8 protein-coding genes are annotated in these 12,226 nt (G+C 35.5%); 7 read left to right on the top strand and 1 reads right to left on the bottom strand.

Features of this window, described 5'->3' with window-relative positions:
- Positions 1 to 17: 17 nt before the first annotated feature.
- From GR929_RS05535 to GR929_RS05505, 7 genes are all read left to right on the top strand, one after another.
- A complete protein-coding gene (locus GR929_RS05535; RefSeq protein ID WP_159517949.1) occupies positions 18 to 533 on the top strand; it encodes a PH domain-containing protein in 516 nt (171 codons plus the stop codon).
- A 30-nt stretch (positions 534 to 563) separates the two neighbouring features.
- Entirely contained in the window at positions 564 to 1,256 is a 693-nt protein-coding gene (locus GR929_RS05530) for a DUF3945 domain-containing protein (protein ID WP_159517948.1), read from the top strand.
- Positions 1,257 to 1,509: 253 nt separating this feature from the next.
- Positions 1,510 to 1,878, top strand: coding sequence for a plasmid mobilization protein (locus tag GR929_RS05525; protein WP_159517947.1), 369 nt, complete (start codon positions 1,510 to 1,512; stop codon positions 1,876 to 1,878).
- 33 nt (positions 1,879 to 1,911) lie between these two features.
- Complete coding sequence (locus GR929_RS05520; RefSeq protein WP_159517946.1) at positions 1,912 to 2,823, top strand: relaxase/mobilization nuclease domain-containing protein; 912 nt, start codon at positions 1,912 to 1,914, stop codon at positions 2,821 to 2,823.
- A 791-nt stretch (positions 2,824 to 3,614) separates the two neighbouring features.
- Complete coding sequence (locus GR929_RS05515) at positions 3,615 to 5,027, top strand: ATP-binding protein (protein WP_159517945.1); 1,413 nt, start codon at positions 3,615 to 3,617, stop codon at positions 5,025 to 5,027.
- A gap of 210 nt (positions 5,028 to 5,237) precedes the next feature.
- Positions 5,238 to 7,310 carry a GNAT family N-acetyltransferase gene (locus GR929_RS05510; protein WP_159517944.1) on the top strand — a complete coding sequence of 691 codons (2,073 nt, stop codon included), beginning with the start codon at positions 5,238 to 5,240 and terminating at the stop codon, positions 7,308 to 7,310.
- Positions 7,298 to 7,753 carry a hypothetical protein gene (locus tag GR929_RS05505; RefSeq protein ID WP_159517943.1) on the top strand — a complete coding sequence of 152 codons (456 nt, stop codon included), beginning with the start codon at positions 7,298 to 7,300 and terminating at the stop codon, positions 7,751 to 7,753. The genes GR929_RS05510 and GR929_RS05505 overlap by 13 nt, the downstream gene beginning before the upstream one ends.
- Positions 7,754 to 7,833: 80 nt before the next feature.
- Here GR929_RS05505 and GR929_RS05500 read toward each other — a convergent pair whose 3' ends face one another.
- Entirely contained in the window at positions 7,834 to 12,126 is a 4,293-nt protein-coding gene (locus GR929_RS05500; RefSeq protein ID WP_159517942.1) for an SIR2 family protein, read from the bottom strand.
- Positions 12,127 to 12,226 lie beyond the last annotated feature (100 nt).

The raw sequence follows: 12,226 nt of genomic DNA, 5'->3' as shown, positions 1-12,226 counted from the left end.
CAAAAAATAGAAACACCATGGATGAAAATACAAGCTATATCAAATGCAGGCCATCCCAACTGCTGAACCTGGGGAATTTTCTACTGGTATCGATTCTGATACCGGCGCTCTTCCTGTTAGATACGCTAATCCGGGAGCAATTGCCTGTGGGTTTTGTACCCTATAAAATAGCAGTGCATCTCTTTCGATTGCCCGTTTATCTGGCAGTTATCGCTGGTCTGAACCTGGGATACCAGGTGCTAAAAGTACGTTGTACCCGATACGAGATTACCCCGGAAGAGTTAAAGTATTATTCGGGAATCCTTAGCCGGAAATATGAATACATCGAACTTTACAGGGTAAAGGATTTTAGAATAGACAGGCCTTTTATCTACCGGATGTTTGGCCTTGGAACCCTCATAATTTATACCTCTGACAAAACAAGCCCGGTTTTTCGGATAGAAGCGATCCGAAAAACGGAAGACACCTATACTGTCCTTCGTGGTTTTGTGGAACGAAACCGCAGGGAAAAGCATGTATTTGAAGTGGATTAACCCTTTTGTAAAACAATAAAAATTAAAATCATGGAACAACAAAGTACACGTATGTCGATGGACCAGGTTCCGTTCGACAAACTCGAAAAAGTAGGTATTAAATCCGATTTGATTAAACAAATGGAAAAACGGGAAATGACCGATTTTCTGAATGGATTCCGTTCAGACAAGCTCTACACTATTAATGCCAGGATTGGAGACGAAGAATATAAAATCCCCGCAAAAATCCGCTTACAGAGCAAGGATGACGGATCGGTGGACATAAAGGTACACCCGATCCAAAGGCTTAACGTCCCGGATGAATACATGGGGCATAAGTTTACCAAAGAAGAAAAGGGAGCTTTGCTAAATGATAAGAACCTGGGTAAGACAGTGGAACTGACCAGCCGCAACGGGCAGAAAGACAATTATTACCTGGCCATTGATCCCAAAACCAATGAAATGATCCCCTTGCGAGCCAGTTACATCCAGGTGCCTGACAAGATCAAAGGGGTGGCCTTAACAGCTGAACAGAAAGATAAGCTGGCTGCAGGACAAAAGGTCGAAGTGGCTGGTATGATGGGTAAAAACGATAAAAAGTTTGGAGCCACGATCCAGGTAGATGCAGCCGGGAGGAATATCAGCTTTTCCAATTTTAAGCAAGAAAAGATGGAAAAAACGGAAGATCAGAAACAGGATGTCAAGGCCGAAAAGAAAGCCGGGGCAAAGCAAAAAGTTAGTTAGTTTAGTTAGTCTCGTTTCCAATCCTGAAGGGGAAATACTGAATAGCAGGTTTCCCTTTCTTTTTTATCCATTTTGATCGAAGAAAAGAAGAGGAAATCAGAGAGGAAAACTTAGTTCAAAGAGGGGGCTGCAAGTTGTGTTTTTGTATGCACAAAAACCTTTTCACCTTGCCCTGCGGGGCAAACGCCCATTCCCCGAAAACTGAATAATCCCCCTCTTTGAACCCTTGAAGTCAGGTACAGAAAAACAAGCCATGCGACCCAAGTTACCAGATACAGATAAACGAAATGCAAAGCTCATCATCCGGGTTTCCCAGGAAGAGAAGCTTCGTTTAAAAGCTTTGACAAAAAGTGGGAAGTATGGCTGTATGAGCGATCTGATCCGCACAAAAGTTTTTCGTGAGACAAAGTGGAAAGTTTTTTCGCTGGATGAGGAAGCCAGGGACCAGTTAAAGAGCCTGGATTACGAGCTGAACAAGATTGGTGTGAACCTGAACCAACTTTCCAAACGGATGAACTCTTTTGCCGGTTACAGGGTCGATGACAATGACCGGCAGCTTTTAAAGATGGCTTTTGATATGATGCGGGAATGCCTAACCATGCTCCACAAATACCTTCACTAATCTGTATCCCGAACCAAAAGAGAATCCCAGATCATGATTATTAAAATCCACCAGACTTGCAGCACAAAAAACGCCTTGTTTTACAACGAGCGAAAAATCGATAAGAAATGGGCCTCATTTTATCACAGCCAGAATATGCCTGTAATGAATCCTTTTCTGGGGAACAGAAATGATAGGTATAGGGTATTTCAGGAGATTGAAGAGCGGAATACCCGTGTTAAAAAGCCCGGATTACATATATCTGTTAATCCAACAGTCAGTGATTTAGTCCGTCTGGGCGATGCCGGTATCAGAACTGAGATCGGTAACTTGATGGAACACTTGGGTTATGGGAACCAGCCGTACCTGGTTTATAAACATGCGGATCTGGAACGGGTACATTTTCATATTGTATCTACCCGTATCGATTGTGATACCGGTAAAAAGATCAAAGACAGTTATGAGAAAGAAAAGTCGCAGCGGTTTATCAAAGAACTGGAGCAGAAATACCAGCTAACCAAAGATGATACCCAGGAAAAACTGAACTATCGATTCTCAGGCTCCAGTAAAAACCTGAAACAAAACCTGGAAAGCTTATTTTCTCAACTCAACAGGATGGAGTTTATAACCTCCAAAGAGATGTATGATCAGGCGTTGAAGTTGTTTAATGTTGAAGTAAAACAGGTTGGGCGTGGATTTTTGGTGTTTGTGACAGATGAGAATGGGAATCCGGTGAGGTATCCGGTGAAGATGGGCGATTTTGATGAGAGGCCGAGGTTTTGTTTGGACAACACATTGAACTGTGGTCAGAATGAAAAACAAAAGGTTCGGTTTTTAGGAGATTTCAAAAAAGAATTGCTTAAATCGCTGTTCTATCAACTAAAGAATGAACGTTTCGAACAAAATGTCGGGCGAAATAAACGAAAAAGTCTAAAATCTGGAAAGGGAAAAAGAAATCGATACTGAACTTGATGTAAGTACAATAAAAGAAACAGAATTTAAAAAAATGACCATACTTTTTTAAACTAGGTGCATGGGTTTACAACTCCAATAATTATCAGAGCAATACGGATATACGTTAACTCGCTGCTTGCAATCTATTTAAGCAGACAGTATCAAAATAGCAGATTCCAAGCAATTTTCAATAATGCAAATAAACAGGATATCAAGTCCCGGATTGGTTGTTCGAATACTATTTTGATCAGTATCCCAAGCAATTGATTTCCCAAAAACTTGGTGATCTTATTTGACTTTTTTAACTGAGCTATTTGCTCTTGTTTTTTTGAAGAATTAAGTTTTTGTCTTTTAACTCTCCGTGCTGTCGATCGCTTTTTCTTAGCCATAGTTGTGCGGTTAAAAATTTGCTTTCGACAGCGCCCTGCCTCGCCCTGCGAAAAAGGGAAATTGATCTGAAAAACGAAAGGACAAATTTGAAACGGCAATAATCCTCTGTTAAATTACGTGGATAAACTCTTTGGCTTATATGTACAATTCGCTTGTAATTAATTTGTTATATTGTCGTCTTGACGTCTGGAGATATGCAGGACATAAATGAGGACGGAAAATCGTTACATGTAGTCAAGCTGAAATGGGGCAATGCTATCATCATTTTTCGTAAGACCAAGTGGCGCTAAACCTTCTCAGTCTGCATGTGTATTATCATAAATATGACAACTTATGAGTTTAAATTTTCGACAGAAGCGATATTCAAAAGAATGTAGGTTACTGCCTTGAGAATTATGAATATCTTTGGAATTATGAAACTGATTGAACAAATACAAAAAGGCGAAAGCAAAACGCTCGAATTAAAAGAAGCTTTGCCTAAAAATGAAAAAATTGCTAAAACAGTCATTGCTTTCTCCAATACAAGCGGAGGAAAACTGATTGTTGGCGTAAATAACAACCGGGAAATTACAGGGATAAACGACGATGAGTTGTTTGAAATACAAGATAGTATTGCCTCGATTATTACGGACAACTGTTCTCCGGGAATCATGCCTGAAATATACAGCGTGAATGTTGAAGGCAAATTGCTGTTGGTAATTGAAATTGTTAGGGGCAATTTGAAGCCATACTTTCTGAAAAGCCAGGGCAAGTCTGAGGGGACTTACGTTCGTATCGGGGCAACTAACCGCCTTGCCGACTTAGATACAATTGCCGAACTGGAACGTCAAAAACGGCACGTTAGTTTTGACGAAGAAATCTGTTTCGATTTCGCATTTGACCAGCTCGATATTTCTCCGGTGTTACAACGGTTTGAAAATATTGGGAAGCCAATGAATGAAGATAAGCTAAGAAACCTGAAGCTGATTAAAACCGAGAATGGTAAGAACTATCCCACCAACGCACTGGTGATACTACTTGGTAAACTTCCCCATTGTACCGTAAAGTGCGCCCGGTTTAAGGGAACTACCATGGATGTTTTTATCGATAAAAAAGAGTATGGAGGCGACATTTTTTCCATCCTTGAAAATTCTCAAAATTTTGTATTGAACCATATCAACCTGAAAGCTGAAATAGAAGGATTGTACCGAAAGGAAACGTATGAAATTCCGGTAGTGGCCCTGCGCGAATCTCTGGTCAACGCCCTAATTCATAGAGACTATGTGAATCAAGGGCGGGACGTTAAGGTAGGAATTTATGACGATATTGTAAACATAGTTTCTCCTGGCAGTTTGCCAAGTAACATTACGATTGAAGATATCTTTAACGGACGTAGCGAAGCGAGGAATCGGGTAATTGCCCATATTTTTAAAGAGCTGGGACTGATTGAACAATGGGGAAGCGGAATAAACCGGATTATCAATGCCTGCAAGGAACTGGGTTTACCAAGTCCTAAAATTGAAGAAAAGAATGACTTTTTTGATGTGGAAATTATACGACCGGTTCCAATCAATATATCGTTGGAAGGAGAACCATCTGCGAACGATTACGAACGACTGCGAACGATTATGAACGATTACGAACGATTAACGAAAGAAAAACAGGATATACTTCTATACATACTGGATAATAATAAAATTTCAAGAAAAGAGGCAGCAGAACTGATCGGTTTAAAAAATACAAAAACGTATGAGATACTTACCGAGTTGGTTGAGGAGAACCTTGTTGAAAAACACGGACAAGGCAGAAGTACTTTCTATACCATTGCAAAGGAGGGAAAGGTTTGAGCGAATGGGAAGACCACAAGGCTGTGAGCATCATTAAAAGACCTCGGGAAAAAATGGTTCGCTTTTTCAAAAATGGAAACGGGAACAATAGAGATGCTGAAGAAGTTAAATTTGGGGATATAATTATGATTTAATAAATGCACCCTTATAAATCCTGATTCCTTTAAACTCATAGAACAATCATAAACAACCAACTATCACACTTTAGTCATGGAGATAGAACACATAAATCAGCATCATCGTTTTTTTCAGGATGTCATAGCACTGGGGAAGAAACATTCTCAAACACTGGGATTTATGCCTGATGGCGGCTTTATCGACCATGCCCGAAAAAAATGTATAATTGTTGCCCATAGTGGCACTGAGTTAATCGGATACCTGATGTTCCGACTTGTCGTACGTTATTCCAGGATCTCCATTGTCCATCTTTGTGTCACAGAGGAAAGTCGAGGGCATGGTGTACCAACAAAACTGCTTGATGAACTAAGACGTAAATATGAAGCAACATATATGGGAATTTCTCTAAGTTGCAGGGCTGATTATTTCCATGCGACAGAATTATGGAAAAGGTATGGCTTTGTGTGCAAGGGACAAGTGCGGAGTCGAAGTATTGATGAAAATTATCTTTATAAATGGTGGTATGATTTCAATAAACCCGATCTATTTAGTGGTGTAGGAAACAGTACTACGTTAAAAGTCAAAGCATTATTAGATGCAAATATAATTCTGAAGTTAAGGGATAATGACATTGAATTTGAACCGTCTCAAGACCCGCGATCCTTGATGGCAGACTGGCTGGTTGAAGAAGTAGATTATTTTTATGCCCCGGAGTTGTTAAATGAGATTACAAGAGATAAAAACTATAAGCGAGCGGAAAGAACCAGGGCCTTTTTGCAAAATTTTTTAGTTGCCCGTTTCGATATTGAGAAATACAAAGATGTATCGAACCTATTAGAATCATTTATCCCAGGCAATACAGAGAATGATAGATCGGACCGAAAGCAATTAGCAACATCCATTGTTGCAGAAATCCCATATTTCGTGACATTAGATCAGGGAATATTAGAAAAAAGAGAAGAGATTGAGAATAATTTTAGGATTCAGGTATTTTGCCCTCATGAATTTATTATTGAGATAGACCAGTTGGTTAATAAAGAAGAATATTCGCCGGTAAGACTTGCCGGTGTTACCTTTCATTCAATATCTAATGTATCAAAATCAGAACTGGATATTTATATTGACCAGTTTCTTTCTAAATCAGAATCGGAAAGAAAGATTTCGTTTAAAAATATCGTTTACGGAGAGGCTTCAAAAATCAATCTTTCAAAAATTAAGGTAATAAAATCTGAAGGTAAAGCCATCGCATTCTTTGCATACAAATCTGAAGGCACAGAATTGGTTATTTCATTTATTCGTTTGTCGGAGACAGACCAAAAACAGACTCTGTTTATGCAGCTTGTATCCGATTTTATTAATAAAGCTATAAGCAAAGGCCTAACTTCAATACAAATCCAAGAAAGCTTTTTATCTGAAAGTCAGCAGTCTGTTCTTCAACGAATGGGATTCAATCGACAATCAACTGGTTGGATCAAAGCAGTAATTGGCAAAATGATTGAAAGCTATCAACTTACGGATTTTATAGGAGATATTTGGGAAAGCAATTTGGCGGAAGAAATTACGGACCTGGTGAGTAGTGATGAAAAACAAAAAATCCTATTAAAACTGGAACGCCGTTTATTTCCACTAAAACTTTTAGATTTGGATATACCATGTTATATAGTACCTATCAAACCATACTGGGCTGGTCAACTTTTTGATCCAAATATTTCAGGAGTTACTTTGTTTGGCGCTAATCCTGAGAAATTATGGAATATGGAAAACGTATATTACCGGCATGTAAGACCGATTAATGAAGTCAGCCCTGCCCGCATATTGTGGTATGCTAGTAGTAACAAACATTTTGCAAGAAGCAGTTCAATTGTGGCATCATCCTATTTGGATGAAGTAATGACGGATAAGCCTAAAGTTTTGTTTCAAAAAAATAAGCATTACGGAATCTATGAGTGGAAAAATATTTACGAATTGTGTAGCAATGATATTAATGTTCCCATTAAAGCATTGCGATTTAGTGGAACTGAGGTATTTCACAATCCAATAAAATTGTCTTTAATCAGGCAAATATTTGTCAGTAATGGAAGAAAAGAGAATACCTTTGCATCACCAGTAAAAGTGGACAAGATTATTTTTAATCAGATATATCAGATAGGAAGGTGGGGAAATTAAATTCTATAAAAAAATACCTGTTTATTTCGGTTAAACCTGAGTTTGCAGAGAAGATTCTTACAAAAGAAAAAAGTATTGAACTACGAAAGATAAAACCACATGTAAAAGTTGGGGACTACATAATCATTTACGCATCCTCTCCAATAAAGTCAGTTGTGGGATTCGGAGTAATAAGACAAATTATCGAAACTACTCCGGAAAAAATGTGGAACGAATTTTCTGACTCTCTGGGTATAGATAAACTTAGGTATGATAATTATTACAAGGGAAAAGAAAAGGCTATAGGAATCGATATTGAGGGTATAAAGAAACTTAGTCCAGTAACTTTGGATAATCTACGAACCATTGATTCAAGCTTTCATCCTCCTCAAATTTATCGATATGTATCAAATGTCGATATATGTAAGACAATATCAGAATTTTTGCAGCCTCGTAAAGGGTAAAAGGAAATTGAAATTGGTCGCTAAATGGCCGTATTGGGTAGGAATTGGACCATCTATGGATAGTGTGATTTAAATTCCATCTAATTTTGTAAGTTGTCATTCATTTTCCTCAAAATCTCTCTGCCTCTCTTTTGTAAGCCATTACTGTTTTTAATAAGGTTCGTACAAGAATCTTTCGTGTCTTGAATTATTTGATTGTTTTGCATTAAAGCTAAGTTTTCAAGCGTATCATAAATTTCACCTCCAAATTCTCCCTCAGAAAACGGGCAATATTTTCTTTCTGTAAGTTTTAGTATCAACTGCGAAACATACACCGCATTCGTTTCCTTTGCTGTATCCAATAATCTCTTAAGCTCTTCAACCAAGCCTTTAACAGGTTTCCCTGGTTTAAAATTGTCAATGGAATACAAAAGAAGTTCAAATAGCTCCTGATTAATTTTTTCCCAGTACCGGATCAACTCAAACATCTCGAAACGAATTTTTTCTATTCCTTCCTCCGTAAAAGACTCACTTTTAACTTTTAAATCTTTCCAAAGAGCCAAGATTTTAGGCCGGGTTGAATCTAACATGTTATGCTCTTCAAATTCGTAGAAATCAGTGCAAACATATCCCAAAATTATTCCAAGGATTTCTATATTTGCTTCTCTGAGCATCTTTTGAAATATCCTTCCTCTGACTCCTTCATAATTCCAATAATATGCAATGAGTATTGAACGTATTAATCCACTATTTTGAAAATCTTCTATGTAAAACTTCAAATCTAAGGCTCTTCTGAAATGAGTTTTTAGTTTATTGTATATTTCCCTAGAACAATGCTGCATTTTGAAAAATAACCATCCTCCAAAAAAACATTTCCATTCTTCATCCTCCAACTTCAGAATTTTCTTTATCCATTCATCACTAAACTCTTTGTCAATGGATATAAATTGGGAGAGATATGTTCCAAAAATGATAAAAGCATCTCTATGTTTACTAGCAAAAGCCTGGATAAATATTTGTTTAACTGTTGGGTCAATGGATTGTGATTTTGAGGTAGTACTAATGTACCATGCAAATTCAAATAACGACAATAAAACTTTACCTTTTGAAGAGTTTAATGTATAATTTAGGTTATAGTCCCGAAATTGTTTCCCATCTTTCTCTGAATATGTATCTCCTTTTAAATCATTTAAATATTTCGAAATATCTAAAAGAATTAGGCGAATAATTTCTTCACTATCAGTTTCTTGTGTTTGATTTTTTAGGTGTTCTTCTATTAATTGGGCTATTTCAGTAATTAGCCATTCTTTTTGAAAATCATCGTAGTATTCTTTAATCATTAACTTATCAGTACGAAACTCGGACGATTTAATATAAATTAGAATGATTTCAAAAAGCCTTTTCAGGTTCAGTTCTCGTTCGTCTTTTTTCATTACTTTTATAATCCCTTCTATTATTCCATTCATATAAGGAATAGGGACTAAATAATTATATTCCAGTAACTCTATCATTTTAGACGGGCTTAATTCTGCAATTTTACGTACTGAACTTGCCAATCCCCTGATTGAACCATTTTTAAAGTCAAAATGGTCTATTTGTTTGAAGCTTGTTATTACGGAATATAATTCTGAAACGTTAAATGATAGAAGTTCTTCTACATTATAAGGCGAGACTTCGCCTGAATAGTATTTAATTTTCCCCATCGAAGAAAAATAATCTGGTTCCAAACGATAATTAGAATTCAATATGTCATATTCAGTTTTGAATGATGGGCTTTCTTTGAGGGCATCAAGCCATTCCAATTTATCAAAATCAATTTTTCTCTTGAAATCTTCATCTTCTGTTTTATATTTCTTCTCGATGTTTTGAATAATCAAATTGATTTTGTCAAAATGCCTTTTATGAAGCTTTTTCGTATTTCTTCTCAAAAAATTCTTTAGGCTTTTCTCTAATCCAAAATTCAAATTGTTAATCCATAGATTTTCATCTAAAACGGTATTTAAAAAGAATTCGGAGAAATAGCTAAAGTTTACTTCAATAATAGGTAACGAGAGTTGTTTGAAAAAGGGGATGGAATATTCTCGATCAAAATAACTACGAACAATCGTACTTATATTTTCGGGCTTACTTTTCGCTTGTTCAAGTAAAATTCGTTTTAAGAATTGGCTTAAGACTATAACAAAATCTTTTCTGTAATGTATACTATCGTCAAAAATATCATCACTTAACCGAAAGCTTTGCTTTCCCCAATGAGAAAAATAGTATAAGTTAACAATTGAATCATCACCTATGTAATAGTTTCCTATCAACGAAATGATTTTTCTCTTAATTGCATTTTCGTCTGAATAATAAGAAAAATTTATGTCTCCTTTCTCAATTACAACATCATTTGTAATATCGGTTAATTTATATTCGAAGGTTTTATCGGTTACGAGTTTAGCTTTGAAATGATACTCTATTTTTTTAGCTTCAAATTTAAATTCGATGGGATAGTTTTCTACTCTCAAATAATTTACAAGATCAGATAAGAAAAAAATAAAATCAGTAGAACTATTTTCAAGAAATACTTTTACATGTTTGTTCTCTTTTATCAAGTATCTGAAGTTCAGCTCATCTTCAATAAATTCATTTTTGGATTTGTATATTTTTGAAAGAAATGATTTTAATATCATTTCAGCCTTTGAAATATCTTCAACGGTACAAAACTTTATAAAAATAGTATTTAAGATACTTTCAATATTTGAATCGGAAGCTGAGAAATTCAAAATCCAAACATTTATCACCTCACTGACAAATTTTTCGGTCAATATCGCATTCGGCAGATGATTAATAATACGAATAAAATACCAAATTGTATTTTTATTGAGATCATTGAAACTGCTGGATTCAAAGCTTTTTGATACATCATAGATAATTCTTAAAATGCTATGCAATATCGTATCTTGAGCATCTCCACTTTTTCCTAATTTTGCCGCAATTTTTTCGATGTAGAACAAAGGAGGATAAAAAGGATGAGAGTCATTATTGGCTGGGGGAAATTTTTCTACATTAAAAAATCCTTCTTTTTGTAATCGAAAGAAATAATCGATTTTGTCTATTTCGGTAAAAAATTGATTAAATAACAATATATTTTCAAGCGGTTTGATTATCCTGATAACTGGCTCTATATTAGCACCAGTTTCAAAAAACTGCTCTATCGTAAAACTATCTTTTATAAATTGTTCTTTCTCAGAACGAAGTGAATTGCGCCATGATTTTAACACATTTGTAATTCGATCATACCCTTCATCATCCAAATGATATGGCAATATTTCGATATTGAAATTATTGAAATAAGTACGATAAACGTCTTGAAGTTTTTTTTCATTCTCATATGATTCTATAAGTAAATAATGTTTTTTTTGGTTTTTGATTTTATCAGAACTTTCCTTTTCAGAATGAGTTATTTTTTTTGAATCAATTATGGTCGCCAATATAGGAAGTTCTGCCAGACCATACCCAATGAAAATAACGGTCTTTTGCTTGAATACATTTTTAAGGAATTGACTTATTTTGTCATTGTCTTTGCGGTAGTAACTATTGATATAATCAAAGTTTGACATTACTATGCTTTCTGGTTCGTCATATTTGCCATGTATCATTGCGACACTACCTGTTTTCAGTTCATTTATATCAAGATTTACTCTGTAATTTTTCGGTTGTTTTGGTAGATTCTTAACGTCATTGGGTCCACTAATATTTGTAGCCAAATCTTTTCTTTTTAAGGCTTCAAGTATTTCTGTGTCAATATTGGTAGTTATAAAAGCCGCTTTAAACTCACGACACACTAATAGATCATACGGATTATCTTGACAATTTGATTTTTCGTTCTTGAAAATTTGAGAATAAAATTCCTTGAATTCTTTTGAATCATGTTTGAAATACGATTCAAAGATGGAGAGCTTTTGTAATGGATCTTTTATTGTATTCCTGATTCTGTCTTCTATGTAATAATTAATTATCCTCTTATCTCGTAATTCCTTTATAGCTCTATCAGCTAACTCCTCCCAACTTGGATAATCCAATAGCCTTGATAATCCGGCACCAACGAAAAACACAATATTGTCAGGCTCCGAAAATTTTTGATAAAGATTTGGAGATAACAATTCTAGGTTCTCGTCTGGTTTTGTTATTGCAAAGTATCGTATTTTATTGATAATGTTAGGGCTAATCTTATCTAGCTCATCTGCTTGCAAATTATCCTTATGAAAATGTTGTTTAAATGTATATTCATCAGATTCGCAACTTCCTGCTAAAAAGAAGTAATTTAAAATGAGCTGTTTGTCTTCTTCTTTGATTTTTAGGATCTTAAAGATATAGCTTAGTTCATTCTTGCCTAGCTTTCTCAGTTTCATTCTGTTTTTATTTTAATCATAAATATAGGAAGTTCTCTGGCAAATATGATAGGATTTGAACAGATCTGTTTTTTGTAAAACTCGATTTCATTTTTAGTAA

The sequence above is a fragment of the Sunxiuqinia indica genome, assembly GCF_009847015.1.
Classification (GTDB): domain Bacteria; phylum Bacteroidota; class Bacteroidia; order Bacteroidales; family Prolixibacteraceae; genus Sunxiuqinia; species Sunxiuqinia indica.
Note: the sequence above shows the minus strand (reverse complement) of the source record. Positions and strands in the feature narration are given on the sequence as shown.